Annotated in this window: 16 protein-coding genes; 8 read left to right on the top strand and 8 right to left on the bottom strand. The window is 68.4% G+C overall.

From position 1 onward, the window contains the following. Nucleotides 1-2 precede the first annotated feature (2 nt). Both AB4850_RS25430 and AB4850_RS25425 read left to right on the top strand, forming a co-directional pair. Nucleotides 3-3,182 carry an efflux RND transporter permease subunit gene (locus AB4850_RS25430; RefSeq protein ID WP_414442246.1) on the top strand — a complete coding sequence of 1,060 codons (3,180 nt, stop codon included), beginning with the start codon at nucleotides 3-5 and terminating at the stop codon, nucleotides 3,180-3,182. Next, complete coding sequence (locus AB4850_RS25425) at nucleotides 3,182-4,726, top strand: efflux transporter outer membrane subunit (RefSeq protein WP_414442245.1); 1,545 nt, start codon at nucleotides 3,182-3,184, stop codon at nucleotides 4,724-4,726. The genes AB4850_RS25430 and AB4850_RS25425 overlap by 1 nt, the downstream gene beginning before the upstream one ends. Before the next feature lie 34 nt (nucleotides 4,727-4,760). Here the strand turns inward: AB4850_RS25425 and AB4850_RS25420 are convergent, their stop codons facing one another. Next, nucleotides 4,761-5,333, bottom strand: coding sequence for a TetR/AcrR family transcriptional regulator (locus AB4850_RS25420; RefSeq protein WP_414442244.1), 573 nt, complete (start codon nucleotides 5,331-5,333; stop codon nucleotides 4,761-4,763). A gap of 98 nt (nucleotides 5,334-5,431) precedes the next feature. Beyond that, complete coding sequence (locus AB4850_RS25415; protein ID WP_414442243.1) at nucleotides 5,432-6,382, bottom strand: LysR family transcriptional regulator; 951 nt, start codon at nucleotides 6,380-6,382, stop codon at nucleotides 5,432-5,434. Between the two features lie 123 nt (nucleotides 6,383-6,505). Between AB4850_RS25415 and AB4850_RS25410 the strand changes: the two genes are divergently transcribed. From AB4850_RS25410 to mmsB, 3 genes are all read left to right on the top strand, one after another. Continuing rightward, nucleotides 6,506-7,813: an MFS transporter gene (locus AB4850_RS25410; protein WP_414442242.1), complete on the top strand. Its 1,308-nt coding sequence runs from the start codon at nucleotides 6,506-6,508 to the stop codon at nucleotides 7,811-7,813. Between the two features lie 73 nt (nucleotides 7,814-7,886). Further along, nucleotides 7,887-9,413, top strand: coding sequence for a CoA-acylating methylmalonate-semialdehyde dehydrogenase (locus tag AB4850_RS25405; RefSeq protein ID WP_414442241.1), 1,527 nt, complete (start codon nucleotides 7,887-7,889; stop codon nucleotides 9,411-9,413). 22 nt (nucleotides 9,414-9,435) lie between these two features. Beyond that, the gene (gene mmsB, locus AB4850_RS25400; RefSeq protein ID WP_414442240.1) at nucleotides 9,436-10,329 is read left to right on the top strand and encodes a 3-hydroxyisobutyrate dehydrogenase; all 894 of its coding nucleotides are present in this window, start codon (nucleotides 9,436-9,438) and stop codon (nucleotides 10,327-10,329) included. A 25-nt stretch (nucleotides 10,330-10,354) separates the two neighbouring features. Here the strand turns inward: mmsB and AB4850_RS25395 are convergent, their stop codons facing one another. The 6 genes from AB4850_RS25395 to AB4850_RS25370 form a co-directional block, all read right to left on the bottom strand. Beyond that, a complete protein-coding gene (locus AB4850_RS25395) occupies nucleotides 10,355-10,954 on the bottom strand; it encodes an HD domain-containing protein (RefSeq protein WP_414442239.1) in 600 nt (199 codons plus the stop codon). A gap of 89 nt (nucleotides 10,955-11,043) precedes the next feature. Then, nucleotides 11,044-11,622 (bottom strand): class I SAM-dependent methyltransferase, encoded by a 579-nt coding sequence (locus AB4850_RS25390; protein ID WP_414442238.1) that lies wholly within the window; start codon nucleotides 11,620-11,622, stop codon nucleotides 11,044-11,046. A gap of 36 nt (nucleotides 11,623-11,658) precedes the next feature. Next, entirely contained in the window at nucleotides 11,659-12,342 is a 684-nt protein-coding gene (locus tag AB4850_RS25385) for a class I SAM-dependent methyltransferase (RefSeq protein ID WP_414442237.1), read from the bottom strand. Between the two features lie 88 nt (nucleotides 12,343-12,430). Continuing rightward, nucleotides 12,431-13,228, bottom strand: a complete 798-nt coding sequence (locus AB4850_RS25380; RefSeq protein ID WP_414442236.1) for a phytanoyl-CoA dioxygenase family protein — start codon at nucleotides 13,226-13,228, stop codon at nucleotides 12,431-12,433. A 448-nt stretch (nucleotides 13,229-13,676) separates the two neighbouring features. Then, entirely contained in the window at nucleotides 13,677-14,999 is a 1,323-nt protein-coding gene (locus AB4850_RS25375) for a TIGR00366 family protein (RefSeq protein WP_414442235.1), read from the bottom strand. Between the two features lie 372 nt (nucleotides 15,000-15,371). After that, nucleotides 15,372-16,448, bottom strand: coding sequence for an NAD(P)H-dependent flavin oxidoreductase (locus AB4850_RS25370; protein WP_414442234.1), 1,077 nt, complete (start codon nucleotides 16,446-16,448; stop codon nucleotides 15,372-15,374). Nucleotides 16,449-16,752: 304 nt separating this feature from the next. On the opposite strand from AB4850_RS25370, the gene AB4850_RS25365 reads away from it, so the two are divergent. The 3 genes from AB4850_RS25365 to AB4850_RS25355 all read left to right on the top strand — a co-directional run bounded on the left by AB4850_RS25365 (nucleotide 16,753) and on the right by AB4850_RS25355 (nucleotide 19,747). Further along, nucleotides 16,753-17,781, top strand: a complete 1,029-nt coding sequence (locus tag AB4850_RS25365) for a porin (protein WP_414442233.1) — start codon at nucleotides 16,753-16,755, stop codon at nucleotides 17,779-17,781. A 161-nt stretch (nucleotides 17,782-17,942) separates the two neighbouring features. After that, nucleotides 17,943-18,671: a GntR family transcriptional regulator gene (locus AB4850_RS25360; RefSeq protein ID WP_414442232.1), complete on the top strand. Its 729-nt coding sequence runs from the start codon at nucleotides 17,943-17,945 to the stop codon at nucleotides 18,669-18,671. After that, nucleotides 18,671-19,747, top strand: coding sequence for an ADP-ribosylglycohydrolase family protein (locus AB4850_RS25355; protein WP_414442231.1), 1,077 nt, complete (start codon nucleotides 18,671-18,673; stop codon nucleotides 19,745-19,747). Before AB4850_RS25360 ends, AB4850_RS25355 begins: the two co-directional genes overlap by 1 nt. Nucleotides 19,748-19,749 lie beyond the last annotated feature (2 nt).

The following is a 19,749-nucleotide window of genomic DNA, read 5'->3' as shown; positions in this document are numbered from 1 at the left end:
TCATGAGAATCGCCCATTTCTTCATCGACCGCCCGCGCTTCGCGACGGTGGTCAGCGCGTTCCTGACGCTGATCGGGCTCGGCGCGATGTTCGTGCTGCCGGTCGCGCAGTATCCGGAGATCGTGCCGCCCACGGTGCAGGTCACCACCTCGTACCCCGGCGCCTCGGCCGACACGATCGCGCGCACCGTGGCGACGCCGCTCGAGCAGCAGATCAACGGCGTCGAGAACATGCTCTACATGAGCAGCCAGTCCACCGGCAACGGCCAGCTCACGGTGACGGTCACGTTCCGCATCGGCACCGACCTGAACGTCGCGCAGATGCTGACGCAGAACCGCGTGCAGGACGCGCTGCCGCGCTTGCCGGAAGACGTGCAGCGGCTCGGCGTGCAGGTGCGCAAGTCCACGCCGAGCATCCTGCTGGCGGTGCACCTGTACTCGCCGAACCACTCGCACGACACGCTCTACCTGTCGAACTACGCGACGCTGCACGTGAAGGACACGCTCGCGCGGCTGCAGGGCGTGGGCGACGTGCAGATCCAGGGCGCGCGCGAATACGCGATGCGGATCTGGATCGATCCCGATCGCGCGGCCGCGCACGACCTGACCGCGAGCGAGGTGCTGGCCGCGCTGCGCGCGCAGAACGTGCAGGTGTCGGCCGGTATCCTGAACCAGCCGCCGGTGGCGACCGGCTCGGCCTATCAGATCAACGTCGAGGCGCTGGGCCGGCTGTCCACGCCGGAGCAGTTCGGCGACATCGTGCTGAAATCCGATCCGCAGGGGCGCGTCACGCACCTGCGCGACGTCGGGCGCGTCGAGGTGGGCGCGGCCGATTACGGCGCGACCTCGTTCAAGGATCGCGACGACGCCACCGCGATGCTGATCTACGCCGAACCGGGCGCGAACTCGCTGGCCGTCGAGCACGAGGTGCTCGGCGCGATGGAAGGGCTCAAGAAGGAATTCCCGGCCGGCGTCGATTACCAGATCATCTACGACCCGACGATCTTCATCGGCAAGTCGGTCGACGAGGTGATCACGACGATTTTCGTCGCGATCCTGCTGGTGGTGGGCGTGGTGTTCGTGTTCCTGCAGAACTGGCGCGCGACCATCATTCCGGTGGTGGCGATTCCGGTGTCGCTGCTCGGCTCGTTCATCGTGCTCGCGACGTTCGGCATCTCGCTGAACAACCTCTCGCTGTTCGGGCTGGTGCTGGCGGTGGGGATCGTGGTGGACGATGCGATCGTGGTGGTCGAGAACGTCGAGCGCAACATGCGCGCCGGCATGTCGGCCGTGGAGGCCGCGCACCGCACCATGGACGAGGTCGGCGGCGCGCTGCTGTCGATCGCGCTCACGCTGTGCGCGGTGTTCGTGCCGTCGGCGTTCATCTCGGGCATCTCGGGGCTGTTCTTCCGGCAGTTCGCGGTGACCATCGCGGCGTCCACGGTGATCTCGTGCTTCGTGTCGCTGACGTTGAGCCCGGCGCTGTGCGCGGTGCTGTTCAAGTCGCATCAGGCCGGCCATGAAGGGGGCCATGAAGCGGCGCCGAAGGGCCGTGTCTCGCGGATGCTGGAGTCGGGTTTCGCCAGCTTCAACCGCGGCTTCGACCGGATTTCGTTCGGCTACGGCAACCTCACGCGGCGGCTGGTGCGCGGTCTGACGGTGATGCTGGCGATCTATGTCGCGCTGATCGCGGTGGCCGGCGTCGAGTTCTCGCGCACGCCCACCGGCTTCATTCCCGAGCAGGACCAGGGCTACCTGATCACCATCGTCCAGTTGCCGCCGGGCGCCTCGCTCGAACGCACCGAGAAGGTGGTGCGGCAGGTGACGGACATCGCGCTGTCCACCAAGGGCATCGAGCACGCGGCGCCGTTCGTCGGGCTGGACGCGACCACGCTGACGGTCGCCTCGAACTCGGGCACGGTGTTTACGGGCCTGCCGTCGCTCTACAACCACTCGCTGCCGGGCGTCACCGCCGGCACCGTGCTGGCCGACCTGCGCCGCCGGCTGTCGGTCATCAAGGATGCCTACGTATTGACGATCCCGCCGCCGCCGGTGCAGGGCCTCGGCAGCGCGGGCGGCTTCAAGATGATGCTGGAGGATCGCGCGGGCCTCGGGCCGGACGCGCTCGTGAAGGCGGCCAAATCGCTGGTGGCGGCGGCCAACAAGGATCCGCATTTCGCCGGCGTGTTCACGCTGTACAACGCAGGTTCGCCGTCGGTGTTCGCGGATATCGATCGCGTCAAGGCGCAGAAGCTCGGCATCACGCCCACCGACGTGTTCTCGACGCTGCAGGTCTATCTGGGTTCGCAGTACGTGAACGACTTCAACTACCTCGGGCGGACCTACGAAGTGATCGTGCAGGCCGACGGCAGCTTCCGCCACAGCGGCGAGGACATCGGGCGGCTCAAGACCCGCAACCAGGCCGGCGAGATGGTGCCGATCGGCTCGGTCGCGACGTTCGAGGATCGCACCGTGCCGTACCGCGTGCCGCGCTTCAACCTGTATCCGGCCGCCGAAGTGCAGGGCGCGGCCGCACCGGGCGTGGCCACCGGCACGGCGCTGCATCGCATGGAGGAACTGGCGCACGACGTGCTGCCGCAGGGCATCTCGTTCGAATGGACCGATCTGGCCTATCAGCAGCAGCAAAAGGGCACGCCGACGCTGGTGGTGTTCGGCGCGGCCGCGCTGTTCGTGTTCCTGGTGCTGGTGGCGCAGTACGAAAGCTGGAAGCTGCCGCTGGCGATCGTGCTGATCGTGCCGATGTGCATTCTGGCGTCGGTCACGGGGCTGTCGATTCGCGGCATGCCGATCGACATCCTGGCGCAGATCGGCTTCGTGGTGCTGGTGGGGCTGGCGGCCAAGAACGCGATCCTGATCGTCGAGTTCGCCAGACAGAAGGAGGACGAAGGGGTGGACGCGGCGGAGGCGGCCGTGCATGCGGCGCGTACCCGCCTGCGTCCGATCCTGATGACCTCGTTCGCGTTCATTCTCGGCGTCGCACCGCTGGCCGTGGCCACCGGCGCGGGCGCGGAGATGCGGCAATCGCTCGGCACCGCGGTGCTGTTCGGGATGCTCGGCGTGACGGGCTTCGGCCTGCTGTTCACGCCGGCGTTCTACGTATTCATTCGCCGCTTCGGCCAGAAGAAGAAAGAAGCCTGGTTCGGTCGCAAGGAGGAAGCATGATGTCGCCGTCCAAACCCTGGCGCGCGGCGCGCCCGTCGCGCGTGCCGGCGATTGCCGCCGCCGGGGCGTTGCTGTTCGCGCTGGCCGGCTGCGCGGTCGGCCCCGATTACCACGCGCCGGTCGACACGCTGGTGCCGTTCGAGCATGCGCCGAAGCAGGCGGAATCCGGCGCATCGCCCGCATCGAGCGCCGCGCTCGACAGCTGGTGGACCGGCTTCCACGATCCGGTGCTGGTGTCGATCGTCGATCGCGCGCTGGCGCAGAACCTGGACCTGGCCGCCGCGTTCGCGCGGGTGCGGCAGGCGCGCGCCGCGGCCTCCGCGGCGGGCGCCGCGCTGCTGCCGACCGTCGATCTCGACGGCTCGGCGAGCGACCAGCACCAGAGCGAACTGAGCCCCACCGGCTCGCTCGCGAAGGCGTTCCCCGGCTACAGCCGCAGCCAGCGCGAATACACGCTCGGCGCGGCGGCGAGCTGGGAAATCGATCTGGCGGGCGGCCTGCGCCGCAACGCGTCGGCAGCGGCGAACGAGGCGCAGGCGGCCGAGGCGGACCGGCTCGGCACGCGCGTCACGGTGGCCGCCGATGCGGCCGATGCGTACCTCCAGGTGCGCGGCTACCAGGCGCGGCTCGCGGTGGCCAACGATCAGGTGCAGACCGATACGCATCTGCTCGATCTCGTGAAGGCGCGCCGCCGTGCGGGCGCGGCCGACGAGCGCGAGATCGCGCAGGCCGACGCGTTGCTGCGGCAGGCGCGCGCGCTGATCCCGACGCTGCAGACCAATCTCGTCGCGCAACTGAACCGGCTCGACATCCTGATGGGCGCGCAACCCGGCACCTACGCGAGCCAGCTCGCGGTGGCGGGCGAGATCCCGGGTATTCCGTCGGTCGATGCGAGCGCGACGCCCACCGACGTGCTGCGCCGCCGGCCCGACGTGATCGCGGCCGAGCGCCGGCTGGCCGCCTCGAACGAGCGGATCGGCGCGGCGCTGTCGGACTACTACCCGAAGCTGTCGATCTCGGGCCTGCTCGGCTTCGACAGCATCAACGCCGGGCAGTTGTTCACGGCGCGCGCGTTCCAGCCGGCCGTGACGGCCGGGCTGCGCTGGCGGCTGTTCGATTTCGGCAAGGTGGACGCCGAGGTCGCGTCGGCGCGCGGCGCGAACGCGGAGGCGCTCGCTGTTTATCGGCAGACCGTGCTGAAGGCGGCCGAGGATGTCGAGAACGCGTTCGTGACGCTGACGCAGACGCAACTGCGGCAGGGCGAACTCGATGCCGAGGTGGTGTCGCTCACGCGCGCGCGCGATCTTTCGGAGAAGGCGTACAAGGCCGGCGCGATCACGCTGACCGACGTGCTCGACGCCGACCGGCAACTGCTGAGTGCGCGCGACGATCTCGATGCGACGCGTGCCGATTCGGCGCGGGCGGCCGTGTCGGTGTTCCGGGCCTTGGGTGGGGGATGGGCGACCGGGCAGACGGCGGACGCGGCGGCGCCGGCGTCGTCATCGGGCGGCTTGCCGAAGCCGGCGGCGTCGGCCGCCGGTTGACGGACCGAGACCCGGCCTAGGCCGGTCGATTGCCTCAGGGCTGCTGAAGCGCCTTGCGCGCCTCGCGCAGCACCGAGGCCGCAAGCGCCTCGTCGTTGACGAGGCGCGCGACCGTCAGCGCGCCGATCATCGTCGAGACGATCACCGTGGCCTTCTTGCGCGCCGCGGCCGGGCTCAGGTCGGTCAGGTGGCTCGCGAACAGGTCGATCAGCGCGATCGTGCTGTCGGCGGCGGCGTTGCGCACGTCGTCGCTGGCGCGCACCAGTTCGCTCGCCAGCGAGACCAGCGCGCATTCGCTGCAACTGCCGCCCAGGTGCAGCGCGGACAGGTAGCGGTCGATGGTGGCGTCGAGGCCGCGTTTGCCCGGCGCGCCGTCGAGCGTGACCGCCATGTGCTCGCGCGCGTTCTGCGTGGCGAGCTTGAGCGATTCCACCACCATCTGGTCTTTCGAGGCGAAGTGCTTGTAGAAGCCGCCGTGCGTGAGGCCGGCCTCGGCCATCACGTCACTGAGCGCGGTGCTCTCGATGCCGTTCTCGCGGAACTTGCGCGAGGCGGCTTCGACGATGCGCTGGCGGGTTTCGGCGGTTTCCTGTCTGGACTTTCTCATGAGCGCGATGCGGCTGTCTGGATCGTTTGGATTACATACAACATCTTTCGGCGCGTGGCAAGCGTGAGCGCGGCAGGCAAGGTCCGCATGGCCCGTCTTCAGAGCGCCGCGAACTTCATCTCCGGCGTCTGGCCGAGCAGGAACGTGCGATTGAGCACGGCCGAATCGCGCAGGAAATCCCACAGCGCCGAGATCCGCCGCAGGTTGCGGATGTCCTCGCGGCAGCACAGCCAGAAGTGCCGCGTGATCGAGACTTCGCCCGGGAACACCGGGATCAGGCGCGGATCGGGTTCGGCCATGAAGCAGGGCAGGATCGCAAGCGCGGTGCCCTGCAGCGCCGCGTGGTATTGCGCGACGATGCTGGTGGTCGACAGGTTGGCGCCCGCGCCCGGCACCGTGCGCTCCAGGTACAGCAGCTCGGGGCTGAACACCAGGTCGGTCACGTAGTTCAGGAATGCGTGCTCGCGCAGGTCGGCCAGCCGGGGCGACACCGGGTGATGCTGCAAATAGGCCTGCGTGCCGTACAACTGCAACCGGTAATCGCACAGCTTGGTGTGCACGTACTGGCCGCGCTCGGGGCGCTCCAGCACGATCGCCAGGTCGGCCTCGCGCTTCGACAGGCTGACGAAGTGCGGCACCGGCAGCAGGTCGATCGAGATCTCCGGATGCGCCCGCGCGAAATGCGCCAGTTGCGGCGCGAGAAAGAACGAGCCGAAGCCCTCGGTCGAGCCGATCCGCACGTGCCCCGACAGCAGGTTCGCCCCGCCCTTGAATTGCTCCCCCGCCAACTGCACGGCGCTTTCGATCTCGTCGGCATAGGTCAGCAGCCGCTGGCCTTCCGAGGTCAGCACGAAGCCCCCCGCCCGCGATTTCTCGAACAGCACCGCCTCCAGCGAGGCCTCCAGCTCGCGCACGCGCCGCGCCACCGTGGTGTGGTCGACGCCGAGCCGGCGCGCCGCCGCGCTGGCCGTTTGCAGCCGGGCGACGGCCAGGAAATAACGCAGATCGTCCCAGTTGATCCGACGCATTTCGCTTGTGGATTTTTGCATAACGGATGGGTTATTAGCGGTATTTCGTGTGGAAAATCAAAGAACTATACTCGCCGGGACGTCGCCGCAAAGTGCGACGCGCAATAGGGATTCCCCTCATTGGACAAGAACACCGGAGACAACATGGAACTGCATTCGACCGCCGCCGCGGCGCCACCGGCCACGCGCCGGTCCGCGAAGGATTACGTCGTGGCTGGCTGGGCCAGCATGGCGGGCACCACCATCGAGTGGTACGACTTCTTTCTCTACGGCACCGCCGCCGCGCTTGTCTTCAACAAGGTTTTCTTCCCCACGCTCGACCCGGTGCTCGGCACGCTGGCCGCATTCGCCACCTACGGCGTGGGCTTCATCGGCCGGCCGATGGGCGGCATCGTGTTCGGCCACTTCGGCGACAAGATCGGCCGCAAGTCGATGCTGATGGCCACGCTGCTGATGATGGGCATTCCGAGCATCGCGATCGGCCTGATCCCGTCGTTTCAGAGCATCGGTTACTGGGCCGCCGGGCTGCTGGTGACGATGCGTTTCATTCAGGGCATGGCGGTGGGCGGCGAGTGGGGTGGCGCGGCGCTGATGGCGGTCGAACATGCGCCGCCGGGCAAGAAGGGGCTGTTCGGCAGCCTGCCGCAAACAGGCGTGGGCTTCGGGCTGATTCTGTCGTCGAGCGCGATGGCGATCGTCGCGGCGCTGCCCGAGCCGGCGCTGCTGTCGTGGGGCTGGCGCGTGCCGTTCCTGGCCAGCGTGGTGCTGCTGATCGTGGGCTGGTATATCCGCACCCGCGTGCCCGAGTCGCCCGATTTCGAAAAGCTCAAGCAGGAAGGCGCGCGCGTGAAATCGCCGGTGGCCGAGGTGATCGTGCGTCACCCGCGTGCGCTGCTCGCCATCATCGGCGCGCGCACCGCCGAGAACACCTGGTTCTATCTGGTGGTGGCGTTCGCGCTGTCCTATGCGGCCAATCAATTGTCGATTCCGAAAGCGCAGATCCTTCACGCGATCACCGCCGGCGCGGCGTTGTCGATCGTCACGATGCCGCTGTCGGGTTACCTGAGCGACGTGATCGGGCAGAAGCGCCTGTTCGTGATCGGGCTGGTGGTGATGTGCCTGTTCGCCGCGCCGTTCTTCCTGATGCTCGAAACGCGCCACGCCCTGGCCGTGTGGTGGGCGATGGTGCTCGGCGTGGGCGTGGTGTTCCCGATCCTCTACGCGCCCGAATCGCAGTTCTTCGCCGCGCAGTTCCCGGCGCAGGTGCGCTACAGCGGCATTTCGGTGTCGGTGCAGGCGGCCGGCGTGCTGGGCGGCGGCATCGCGCCGATGATCGCCACCGCGCTGCTCGCCGCGGGCGGCGGCAACCCGCGCTACGTGGTGGCCTACATGGTCGTGCTCGGCGCGATCGCGATTGCCTGCGCGCTATGCCTGCGCGACGGCAAGGAATAACCCCATCCATTTACCCGGTGCGCAGCGCCCGACCCGTCGAGGCGCTCGCATCGGCAACCGCAGAGAGTCGAACATGAATGCAGTCATTCAGGATAACGTAGCAGGCGTGCCGAACGTGCCGCTGTTGATCAACGGCGAATTCGTCGAATCGACCAGCACCGAGTGGCGCGACATCGTCAACCCGGCCACCCAGCAGGTGCTGGCGCGCGTGCCGTTCGCCACGGCCGGCGAGATCGACGCGGCCATCGAGGCCGCACACGCCGCGTTCGCCACCTGGCGGCACACGCCGCTCGGCACGCGGCTGCGCGTGATGCTGCGCTTCCAGGCGCTGGTGCGCGAGCACATGTCGCGTATCGCGGCGGTGCTGACGGCCGAGCAGGGCAAGACGCTGCCCGATGCCGAAGGCGACATCTTCCGCGGCCTCGAAGTGGTCGAGCACGCGTGCTCGATCGGCACGTTGCAACTGGGCGAATTCGCCGAGAACGTGGCTGGCAGCGTGGATACCTACACGCTGCGCCAGCCGATCGGCGTGTGCGCCGGCATCACCCCGTTCAACTTCCCGGCGATGATCCCGTTGTGGATGTTCCCGATGGCGATCGTGTGCGGCAACACGTTCGTGCTGAAGCCGTCGGAGCAGGACCCGCTGTCCACCATGGAGCTGGTCAAGCTCGCGATCGAGGCCGGCGTGCCGAAGGGCGTGCTGAACGTGGTGCATGGCGGCAAGCAGGCGGTGGATGCGCTGTGCACGCACCGGCATGTGCAGGCCGTGTCGTTCGTCGGTTCGACGGCGGTCGGCACGCACGTGTACCGGCTCGCCAGCGAGCACGGCAAGCGCGCGCAATCGATGATGGGCGCGAAGAATCACGCCGTGGTGCTGCCCGACGCGAACCGCGAGCAAACCCTCAACGCGCTGGCCGGCGCGGGCTTCGGCGCGGCCGGCCAGCGCTGCATGGCCACCTCGGTGGTGGTGCTGGTGGGCGCCGCGCGCGACTGGGTGCATGACCTCGCGGCCAAGGCGCGCACGCTGAAGGTCAACGCCGGCCACGAGGCCGGCACCGACGTCGGGCCGGTGGTGTCGAAGGCGGCCCGGGCGCGCATCCTGGAGCTGATCGAATCGGGCGTGCAGGAAGGCGCGACGCTGCTGCTCGATGGCCGCGACGTGAAGGTGCCCGGTTACGCCGACGGCAACTTCGTCGGCCCGACGATCTTCACCGACGTGAAGACCGACATGCGCATCTACACGCAGGAAATCTTCGGGCCGGTGCTGGTGGTGCTGACCGCCGACACGCTCGACGAGGCGATCGCGCTGGTCAATGCCAATCCGTTCGGCAACGGCGTGGGCCTGTTCACGCAGAGCGGCGCGGCGGCGCGCAAGTTCCAGAACGAGATCGACGTCGGCCAGGTGGGCATCAACATCCCGATTCCGGTGCCGGTGCCGTTCTTCAGCTTCACCGGCTCGCGCGGCTCGAAGCTCGGCGACCTCGGCCCGTACGGCAAGCAGGTCGTGCAGTTCTACACGCAGACCAAGACCGTCACCGCGCGCTGGTTCGACGACGCCACCGTCAACGACGGCGTGAACACCACCATCAGCCTGCGCTGAACCCGCACGAGGACCGCACATCATGAAGATCGGATTCATCGGGCTGGGCAACATGGGTGCGCCGATGGCGCGCAATCTGCTGAAGGCCGGGCACGCGCTGCGCGTGTTCGACCTCGACGCGGCGGCGGTGCAGGCGCTGGCCGGTGCCGGCGCGCGCGCGGCGGCATCGCCGAAGGATGCCGCGAGCGATGTCGAATGCGTGATCACGATGCTGCCGGCGGCCGCGCACGTGCGTCACGTGATCGGCGCCGAGGACGGCGTGCTGGCGGGGATCGCGCCGGGCGTGACGATCGTCGATTGCAGCACGATCGATCCGGCCACCGTCAAGGCGATGGCGCAGGCCGCCGCCGCGCGCGGCAACGGCTTCGTCGATGCGCCCGTGTCGGGCGGCACCGGCGGCGCGACGGCCGGCACCCTGACGTTCATGGTCGGCGCGGCGGGCGCGCAATTCGATGCGCTCAAGCCGTTGCTGGCCGCGATGGGACGCAATATCGTGCCGTGCGGCGGCGTGTCGATGGGGCAGGTGGCGAAGATCTGCAACAACCTGATCCTCGGCATCACGATGGCCGGCGTGTCGGAAGCGATGGCGCTCGGCGAGGCGCTCGGCATCGATCCGAAGGTGCTGGCCGGCATCGTCGACAGCTCCACCGGGCGCTGCTGGAGCTCGGACACCTACAACCCGTTCCCGGGCGTGGTGGAGACGGCGCCGGCTTCGCGCGGCTACAGCGGCGGTTTCGGCACGGACCTGATGCTGAAGGATCTGGGCCTGGCCACCGACGCCGCGAAATCGGTGCGGCAGCCGGCGTATCTGGGTGCGCTCGCGCAGCAGTTGTACCAGGCGCACAGCGCCGGGGGCAGCGGGGGGCTGGATTTCTCGTCGGTGATCGGGCTGTATCGCGCCAGGCCGAAGGGCTAATGCGCGATGGCCGACGTGGGCGCGTTCAGCGGGTGGCGAAATGCGCGCGCACGCGCTCGCGGGCCGCGTCCCACAGCGCCGGCGAGCCGCGCGCGATGACCGGGCCGTAGCGCTCGATCACCTGCTGCTCGGTGATGCCGTTTTCGCGCCAGGTGCCGCCGTCGGTCAGCGTGTTGATCAGCAGCGGTTGCAGGCGGTCGAGCGCCTTGGCGAAGATTGCCTCGGGCGTTCGCGCCGCCTCGAATTCTTCCCATAGCGCGCGCAGCGCCGCGCCCTGCGCCTCGGGCAGCAGCCCGAAGATGCGCGCGGCTGCTTCGTGCTCCTGCGCCTCGATGTCGTTCGCGCCCGCGCCGGGCGCATGGAACGGGTGATCGCCCGCGTCGATCTCGACGATGTCGTGCACCAGCAGCAGCTTCACCACGTGCATGACGTCGGCGCCATCGGCGTACTGCGGCGCGAGCGTCATCGCGAACATCGCCAGATGCCACGAGTGCTCGGCCGAATTTTCCTTGCGGGTGCGATTGACGAGCGGCGATTGCCGCAGCACGGATTTGAGCTTGTCCAGCTCGGCGAGAAAGGCGAACTGCTGGCCCAGCGGCGGGAGGGTGGGGGTGAGGGCATCCAAGAGGCGTTCTCCTTCGCTTGCGTGACGTCGCCGGTATTGTGACGTGTCGCGAAGGGTTGCGCCAGGCGTCGCCCGTCCCGTTCCCCCGTTCAGATCCAGCGGAACGTCAGGTCGCTGTCCTTGCTCTGCTTGAACTTGTTGCACTTCGCCAGCACGTTGTAGCGGATCGGGAACAACTCGCGGCCCGGCGATTCGAGGATGTCGATCTCGACGATATCGAAGTCGCGCAGCAGCGCGTTCCAGCCGTGCTCGGTGATGCGCCAGCAATCGGGCGTCGGCCCGTGAATGCGCCAGTTCAGCGGCGCGGAAATCAGCAGCCAGCCTTCGTGGCGCAGCACGCGCCGGATTTCCTTGACTGCCTCGAACGGATTGAGCGTGTGCTCGATCACTTCCATGCAGACCACGCAGTCGTAGGTGCTGTCGGCGATCTGCACGTTCGGGCGGGTGATGTCGCCGACGATGTCGGGCGCGTAGGTATCCACCACGTCGAACGTGTCGACCGCGAAGTTGCCGAAGCACTCGCGCACGAAGGTGCGATCCTGCGGGCCGACTTCCAGCAGGCGGCCGGGCTCGCCGGCGAGCTTCTGCGCGGTGCGCCGCACGAAGGCGGCGAGGTGGTCGCGCGCCAGCGAGAAGGTGTCGTTGTCGAATTGCGAAGGAATGGCCATGGGGTTACCTGTCGTTGCGGGCTGCTTGCCTGTGCGTCACGAGGCTGGGTTGGGTGGGGTCTTGCGTTCCGGCACGGCGACATCGCGAAGATGGAACACGATCATGGTGTTCTCGACGTGATACAGCGGCATGTCGTGAGCGAGGTCGTCGAGGTATTGCGTCAGTTCGGGGAACTGACGATTGCCGTAGTCGTGCCAGGCGATGCAGGCGCGGCCTTCCGGGGCCAGCATCACCAGGGCGTTCTCGGTGTCCTTGCGGACGTAGTTGACTTCGTGATTGGCGTCGATGAAGACGTACTGGAACTGTTCCGCGTACGGCGCCGGGTCGAGCTTCATCGAATCCTGGAATACCTGCTTGACGAGATGACGGTTCGACGATTTCAGATACTTGCGCTCGAAGCCGAGCGCTTCGTTGGCGAGATGGCGATCGTCGCCCTGGAACGCCACGTCGTCGAGATCGGGCAGGTCGAGCGTGTAGATGCGTTCACCCTGGGCGTCGTGCGGCGTCAGGTTCTCGGCCAGCAGCCGGGTGGTGTAGCCCTTGTAGGTGCCGAATTCGAACAGCCGGGCCGGTTCGACCACGCGCATCAGCTTGAGCAGCACGATCGATTCGAGCGACGTCAGCGAGCCGGCGCCTTGCGCGGGCGGCATGAAGAAGCGGATCTCCTCCGGATGGTCGTCGGGAATCGACAACAATTGCGTCGGACGGATATGGCTCATTCCCGAAGGGCGTGACTGCGTGGTATTGGATTGGGGAGCCATGAGGTCTCTCAGATCGTTGTCGTGTAAGGGAGGGCCCGACGTGCGCTCAGCCCGCGTTGCGTTCTTTCTCGTACTTGATCAGCTTGTGGATACGTGAATTCTTGAAGTACCGGATATGGTTCTGGTGCGAATAGAAGATGTCGGTCTGCCATTCGCCGCACAGCAGGTCGATGCCGGTCGGATCGTCGGCCGGTTGCACGATCGTGTCGGCGAGGATCCGGTCGACGCCCGAGGTGTTCGGGCTGGACTCGTGCCACACCGAGCTGTTCATCACGACGAAATCGCCGGGCGCCAGTTCGGGCGTGATTTTCGGCCATTGGATGTCGAACGCGTCGGGGTCGATCTCGCCGGCGTCGCCGAGCACGCCGAGCCGGTGCGAGCCGGGGTAGAAGCTCATCGCACCGTTGGCCTCGTTGACCTCGCTCAGTGCCACGAACAGGCTGCACTTGTTCAGGTTGCCGAGGTGGTAGCAGCTGTCCTGGTGCAGGAACACGCTGGCCGGGCTGAACTGATCCTTGATCACGAAGCGATGGTTGTAGAGCGCCACGTGCGGCCCGAAGATCTGCTTGACCGTGTCGGCGAACACCGGCTCGCGGTACATGTGGGCGAGTGCGTCGGGCAAGTCCTCGGTCAGCGACACGGGGTTGCGGCGGCTCACATCGCGCCTTTCGCGCAGCCGGGCGTCGTAGAACTCGCGCCAGGCGGCCTGCCAGCCGCGCATCACGTCGGCCGGGATCGCATTGCGCATCACGAACACGCCGGTTTCCGCGAATACGGCGGGGTCGAACCTGTCGGACGAGAGCTTCTCGACCGCGCGCGCGAGGGAGTCAAGCGTGCTGGGCATGGTGGCGGCACATAGTTATCGATTGTCAAATTATCGTGGGCGCCGGCTCGCGGCCAAGCCGCGAGATGACGGCAAAAGCGCCGTCAATTTGTTTGATGGCGAGGCGGCGGGCGACCGGGCCGGATGTGGCGGGGGGAAATGGGGCGGGAAGGGGCAGGAGGGGGAGAAAGGGGCCGGGGCGCAGGATGCCGGCGGCAAGTTGCCCACGAGCACCGACAAGAGCCGGCAGCAAGCTGCCGAAAGCACTGGCAAGCACTGGCAAGCACCGGACGGGCAGCCGGAAAGCAGCCGACAAGCGCCAAAGCAACTGGAAGCCGGGGGGCGTTGCCGTCGCGAGGCCTCGGCGCCTGCCCGACCGGCGAGCCCGCCGGTCGGTTCGGATCAATTCATCGGGCCGGGCGAGGCGATCGCCTCTGTCGCGCAGGACATCACCCGGCCCGGGGGCCACTCAGAACAGATAGATCCCCGCAATGAACACCGCGCCCGAAAACAGCAGCGCCGTCACGCAATAGCCCATGATGTCGCGCACGCCGAGCCCGGCGATCGCGAGCGCGGGCAGCGCCCAGAACGGCTGCGCCATGTTGGTCCAGGCCTCGCCGTAGGCGATCGCCATCGCCGACTTGCCGAGATCGGCGCCGAGCGCCTGCGCGGCCGGCATCACGAACGGCCCCTGCACGACCCAGTGGCCGCCGCCCGACGGCACCGCGAAATTGATCACGGCCGAGCTCAGGAACGCCAGCAGCGGGAAGGTGTGGACGTTGGCGATGTCGACGAACCACTTGGTGATCACGCCGGCAAGCCCCGAATGATCCATCAGCGCCTGGATGCCGGCGTAGAACGGGAACTGGATCATGATCGCACCGGCGCCGCGCGCGGCTGCGCCGATCGCGCGGGCATAGGCCATCGGCGTCTTGTGCAGCACGAGGCCCGCGGCCAGGAACACCAGGTTGACGGTGTCGATGTCGAGCATGAAGCCCTTGGCGCGGGTGCGGATCACCAGGAACACCACGCACAGAACCGCCACCAGCAGCGACAGCAGGCGGCTTTCCTCCATCCGCTCGGCCCAGCTCGCGCCCGGTCCGAGCTTGCGCTCGAAGCTCGGCTCTTCCTCGAGCAGTTTCGGATCGATCGACACCACCTCATGCGGCTTCGGCATCATCATCCGCGCCAGGAACGGCAGCAGCACGATCAGGCCGATCGTGATGAACGCGTTGTAGCCGGTGAAGATGGTCTGCGAGACGGGGATCAGGCCGATCACCTTCTCCATCGGATTGCCCTTGGTGGCCGCCACCAGCGGCACCGAGCCGGACAGGCCGCCGTGCCAGGTCAGGAAGCCCATGTAGGCCGAGGCGACCAGCAGCCGGTAGTCGGAGCCGCGCACGCGCCGCGCGACCTCGCGCGCCAGCATCGCGCCGAGCACCAGGCCGAAGCCCCAGTTGATCGCGCAGGCCACCGACGCCACGAAGGCCACCAGCATCACGCCGCCGGCCGGGGTTTTCGGGGCGCTGGCGAGCGCCACCAGCAGGCGCTTGACCGGCCCGGAGCTGGCCAGCGCGTGGCCGGTCACGAGGATCAGCGCCATCTGCATGGTGAAGGCCAGCAGGTTCCAGAAGCCGCTGCCCCACAGCAGCACGAGCTCGGCGGGCGGCTTGGGCGTCAGCGAGAACGCCAGCACGAACGTGACGACGGTCAGGAAGATCGCGAAGATCAGCGGGTCGGGCAGGACCCGATGGACGATTTGCGTGAAAAAACGGGAAATGCGAGAGATCACCGGGGTCTCCTCCGTGATGGCGGTTTGTTCTGGACGGGATGCGTAGTCGGGCGCGCGGCCTCAGGCAGGCGCCTGGAGCCGGGGTACACGGGCGCGCACAAGACTAATGGTCAGACGTGTCAACAACAATACGTAAAGTTGCATAAGCGGTAACCCTCGCTGCCGCGCTTGCGGTTCGTGGCGGGCAGCGGGAGCGGCGCTGGTGCGCGGGGGAGGGGCGGGAGGGGAAAGGGGATGGGAGAGGCTAGCGGGGAGAGGCCGCTGAGCCGGCCTCGTGCGCGCCGCGTCGTGAACTGGCCGGGTGCCACGGTGGTTTCCTCGGCCAGCGCACGCACGAGCGTGGCAGCCGCAACACCGGCCCCCGCGCCGGCTTCAGCCGAACGCCGCCGCCGTTTCCTCGGCCAGCGCCTGCACGAGCGCAGCGGCCGGAATGCCGGCCTCGCGCCGCCGGCTCAGGCCGGCCGCCTGACCGGCCCACAGCGACAGGAACTCAGGCCGATCGGCCGCGCCGGCCGCCTTGCGGATCTCGGTCGTCAGCGCGTTCTGCACCGGGTATGCCGGCACTTCCACTTCGTATTCGGCCATGCGCAGCATGAATTCGTTGACGATGCCGCGCGCCGGTCGGCCCGAGAAGGTGCGCGTGGTGCGAGTGGACGTGTCGGTCGATTCGCGGATCCGCTCGCGCCAGCCGGCATGGATCGGCGATTCGGCGCTGGTCAGGAACGCGGTGCCGAGCTGGGCGGCCTGCGCGCCGAGCACCAGCGCGGCGGCGACGCCCCGGCCGTCCATGATGCCGCCCGCCGCGATCACGGGCAGCCGCACCGCGTCGGCGATTTGCGGCACCAGCGCGAGCGTGCCGATCATGCTGGCGTCGGGATGGCCGAGGAAGGTGCCGCGATGGCCGCCGGCCTCGGCGCCCTGCGCGCAGATCGCATCGGCGCCGTTGGCTTCCCAGGCGCGCGCCTCGGCCACATTGGTGGCCGTGCCGATCACGAAGCTGCCCGCCGCGTGCAGCCGCTCGACCGAGGCCGCGTCGAGCAGGCCGAACGTGAAGCTGGCCACCGGCACCTTCAAGTCGATCAGCGCTTCCAATTGCTCACGAAAATCCTCGCTGTAGCGGGCCGGCGGCTGCATCGGCGCGAGGCCGAGCTCGTCGCGAAACGGCTGCAGTTGCGCGAGCGCGCGCTGCACGGCGGCTTCGGTGGGCGCGGGCGTATCGAGCACGAACAGGTTGACCGCGAACGGCTTCGCGGTGCCGGCGCGGATCGTCGCGACCTGCTGGCGCAGCGCTTCGGGCGAGAACCCGGCCGCGCCGATCGAGCCCAGGCCGCCCGCGTTGGACACGGCCACCACCATGCCCGGCGGCGAACCGCCGTTCATCGGGCCTTGCACGATCGGCAGCGCGATGCCGAGCTGGCGGGTCAGGGCAGTGGAAAGCGAACGTGGCATGGCGAGTCCTCTGAATGGGTTGGGGAAGGCGATATCGGCAATAACAGGTAAATGATATGCATCTTATCAGGCCGTCGGGTATGAAAGATCGAGATACCGGTTGCCGCCGGGGCAGATGACTGCGTACCACGTTCCGATCTCCCGCCATCGTCTCTGCGCCTCGCGCACCACAGGTTTTCCCCTATCGATTCGCGCTTGACTTGTTCAAATTGGAACCTTAATTTTGCGCCTGTTCCTACATGTTCTTTTTATGGGAACAGGCCAGTCGTTTCGGCGACCGCTTTCAACCGACCGGGATTCCACGATGTCCTTCCGTCTGTCGCGCCTCGCGTTCGCGCTCGCCCTCGGCGTGCTGCCGCTCGTCGCCCATGCCGATTCGAGCAGCGTCACGCTGTACGGCATCGTCGACGAGTTCTTCCAGTACGTGAACACGGGTAGCGGCTATACGGCCGCGATCGGCTCGTCCGGGCAGTGGGCGAGCCGGATCGGCCTGCGCGGCCATGAGGATCTCGGTGGCGGCAACTACGTCGGCTTCGATCTGCAGAACGGCTTCAACCCGAACGACGGCAGCTTCGCGTCGGCCGGCTCGATGTTCAACCGGCAGGCCTGGGTGGGCCTCGGCGGCGACTGGGGCGAACTGCGCGTCGGCCGCCAGAATTCGCCGCTGTTCAACGATCAGGGCGGCCTCGACGCGTTCGGCGCGGCCACCCAGGCCTCCGGTTTCAGCAACATGGAAACCTACGCGGTGCGCACCAGCAATACGGTGTCCTATACGTCGCCGCTGCTGTCGGGCCTGCAATTCAGCGTGTATGTGGGCTTCGGCGACGCGGGCGGCCTGCGCTCGGGCGGCGCCAGCTATCAGGCCGACGTGACCTACACGCACGGCGCGTTTGCCGCGATCGCGGCGGCGCAGGCCGTGCGCAGCGCCGACAACGGCACGCTCGACCGCACGGCCGAAGCCGGCGCGTCGTATCAGCTCGGCAAGACCACCGTGTACGTGGGCTGGGCCGGCGCGAAGTGGGCCGACATCGGCCTCGACGCGAACATCTACGGCGTGTCGGCGCTGTACCAGGTGACGGGCGCGCAAGCCGTCTCGCTCGGCGGCACCTACCTGCACGACGAAACGGGCCAGGGCGCGAACGCCAGGCAGATCGCCGCGCTCTACACCTACACGATGTCCAAGCGCACCACGCTGTACGGCACGCTGTCGTTCCTGCAGAACCGCGGCAACGCGTCGTACCGGCTGGCCGGATCGGCCAACGCGGGCTTGCCGCTGGCCTATCCCGGCGCCGATGCGCGCGGCGTGCAGCTCGGCATCGTCCACCGTTTCTGAACGCGCCGCCCCTGCCCCCCATCGCCATGTCCGCCCGCCGATCCGCCTCGCGCCGCCGTCCGCGATCAAACCTGTGCATACTTGTACCTTTTGCGACGCGATCCGCGCCGCCGGGTACGAGCCGGTGCGCGGGCGCGGCGCGTGCTGACAGGAGACTGAAGATGGTGCGTAACTCGGCCAAGGCGTCCGACGTCGGGCGTTCCAAGGCACACAAGGTCGCGGCGGCGCTCGAACGCGACATTCTGAGCGGGCGGCTGCCGTACGGCCAGCAGCTCGAAAGCGAGAGCGAACTGGTCGAGCGTTTCGCGGTGAGCCGCAACACCGTGCGCAAGGGCCTCGACCTGCTGACCACCAGCGGGCTGATCACGCGGCGCGGCGGCATCGGCTCGTTCGTGACGTTCCACGGGCAGACCATCGACGGCTCGCTCGGCTGGACCACGGCGCTGGAGCAGGCCGGCGGCAGCGCGCAAACCCGGCTGCTGCAGATCGCGATCATCGAGGACGAGGCGCTGGCCGCCGAACTCGGGCTCGCGCAGCCGCGCTTCGTGGCGATCGACCGGATGCGCGTGACCGGCGAGGCGGCCACGCATATTTCGCTGGAGCGCAGCCGCCTGCCGTTCTCCGACGATCTCGCCGCGCTGCCGCTCGAAGGGCTGGTGGGCGGCTCGCTGAACCGCACGCTGGCCGAGCACGGCATGGTGGCCGATCACGGCGAGCAATGGGCCGAGGTGGTCGGCCTGGCGGCGGACGACGCGAAGCTGCTCAAGCGCCGCGCCGGCACGCCGTTCCTGCGCTCGCGGCGGCTCACGCGCGATCGCGACGACCGGATCATCGAGTACGTCGTCAGCCTGCTCGACCCGGCCCACTTTGCACTTCACCTGGAATTCTGATGTCGATCTCCCGTACCGATGCTGCTCCCGCCGCACCCGCTGCCGCACCCGCCGATTCGAACCATGCGGCCCGGCTCGACCGCGCGCGCGGCGCGTTCTACGGCCTTGCGCTCGGCGATGCGTTCGGGATGCCGACCCAGGCGCTGAGCCGCGAGACGATCCGCGCGCGCTTCGGCCGCATCACGCAGTTGACGGAGGCCGGCCCCGATCAGCCGATCGCGCCGAACATGCCGGCCGGCGCGATCACCGACGATACCGAACAGGCCGTGCTGGTCGCGCAGTTGCTGGTGGACGGGCAGGGCGCGATCGCACCGCTCGAATTCGCGCGGCGGCTGATCGCCTGGGAAGCCGACATGAAGGCGCGCGGCTCGCTCGACCTGCTCGGGCCGTCGACGCGGCGCGCCACGCAGGCGATCGTCGACGGCGAGGACGTGGCGCTCGCGGGCCGCTTCGGCACCACCAACGGCGCCGCGATGCGGGTCACGCCGGTCGGCATCGCCACGCCGCTCGACGACCCGCAGGCGTTCGTCGACGCGGTGCTCGCGTCGTGCCTCGTCACGCATCACACCACGCTCGGCGTGGCGAGCGCGGCGGCGGTGGCGGCGGCCGTGTCGGCCGGCATCGCCGGCGCGACGCTGGCCGAGGCGCTGGAGGCCGGCGCGCGCTTCGCCGAGCTGGGCGAGACGCGCGGCTACTGGGTGGCCGGCGCGCGCATCGGCGCCCGCCTTCGCTGGGTGGCCGAGGCCGGCGCGACGCTGACCGGCGCGCCGCTGGCGGACTGGCTCTACGAGGTGGTCGGCACCTCGGTGGCCTCGCAGGAATCGGTGGTCGCGGCGTTCGCGCTCGCGCACGACGCCGCGCGCCACGGCACCGGCATCGAGGCGGCGCTCGCCACGGCGGCCAGCCTCGGCGGCGACACCGACACGATCGCCGCGATGCTCGGCGCGATGCTCGGCGCCTGCGCCGGCTACGACGCGCTGCCGGCCGAGGCGGTGGCGACGATGCGGCGCGTGAGCGCGCTCGATCTCGATGCCCTGTGCCTGCAATTGCTGACGCTGCGCGCCACGCGCGGCTGATA

Origin of the sequence: Burkholderia sp. 22PA0106 (assembly GCF_047497155.1) — a bacterium.
Classification (GTDB): domain Bacteria; phylum Pseudomonadota; class Gammaproteobacteria; order Burkholderiales; family Burkholderiaceae; genus Burkholderia.
The sequence above is the reverse complement of the archived record's forward strand: the minus strand, read 5'-3'. Positions and strand labels throughout refer to the sequence as shown.